This is a genomic window from Thermus aquaticus (assembly GCF_001280255.1).
In the GTDB taxonomy this organism is placed as follows: Bacteria; Deinococcota; Deinococci; order Deinococcales; family Thermaceae; genus Thermus; species Thermus aquaticus.
Map to the genome: position 1 here is coordinate 5,036 of NZ_LHCI01000107.1, position 1,219 is coordinate 6,254.

General features: G+C 71.1%; 1 protein-coding gene. It reads left to right on the forward strand.

The genetic code is table 11. The features are described from left to right. Positions 1–1,219: hypothetical protein (locus BVI061214_RS13240; protein WP_248841790.1), on the forward strand; the 1,219-nt coding region annotated here is incomplete at both ends.

Genomic DNA, 1,219 nt, shown 5'->3' on the forward strand with positions numbered 1-1,219 from the left:
GTGTACGACGCCCAGAACCGGCCCGCCTACTACCAGGTGGAGTACGCCGTGTCCCCCCTTCAGGGGACCAGGGTGTGGCGGCCCTCCCCCGACAACCCCGTGCCCGTGGAGGCCGGGGGGTGGCTTTCGGCCACCCCGCCCGGGGGGGTGAGGCCGGAGCGGTACCGGTACCCGGGCCTCGAGGGGTACCAGCCGCCCCAGGGGGGGAGCGCCTTCTCGTCCATTTCCCCCGCGGACCGGGACGTGGTGGAGGTGGTGCGGGTGGACTCCCTGGCCCTCTTGCGCCAGGTGTTCGGGAGGGCAGAGAGGGGCTCCACCCTCTACCTCTACGTGCCGGACATCTCCCCCTGGACCCAGCGCCTGGCCCAGGAGTGGGGAAGCCAGGTGGGGGGGCAGGCGCGGTTTGTGGTGCCCGAGGGGACGGCCCGGGCCTACTGCGCCACGCCGGCCCGGCGGGACCCCCGCTACTACGTGATGCCCCGGGAGAGCCTACCCCCGGAAGCGTCCTTGGGGGTGGCCTATCCCCCTTCCGGGGAGGGTCAGCCGGGGATGGTGCTGGCGGGGGCGGGGCTTTACCGGGACCCGGGGTGGCCGGAGACGGACTACGTGGACTTCACCACCGCCCTCGTCCCCCTCACCGAGGGCCTGCCCCAGGCCCGGGCCCGGGTTTGGGGCTACACCTCCCGGGCCGACCTGAAGGCCCGGGTGGAGTTCTACGAGCGCGTCCTGAGCTCCGGGTACGACCGTTACGCGAGCGGCCAGGTGGGGACGCCCTGGGACGGGCGCTTCACCGCCGACGTGGGGGCGGGGGTGGAGACCTTCCGCCTCAAAAACTGGCAGGAGGGGGACTACACGAGCACCATCTTCTACGCCCAGGACGACCAGGGCCGGGACCGGGCGTTCGTCTACGTGACCACGCGGAAGGAGACGGTGTACGAGCTGGACACCTCGAGCCCCATCAGCTTCGACTTCAGCACGACCGGGAGTGTGGTGGAGGGGCTTCAGTTCAGCGTGGCGGGGGAGACCTTTGAGGCCTACAACTGCAGCTATTCCGGCAGGTCGGGGCTCACGAACATCTACACCTGCAGCTACCGCGACCTTCAGGGGCGCTACCGGGGTAGCGGCTCCATAGGGGCCTGGTGGGTTGTGCGCCGGGTTACGGGCACCGTCTACCCCCTGGTGGCCCGCACCCGGACCGTGGGGTACACCTACAGCGCCT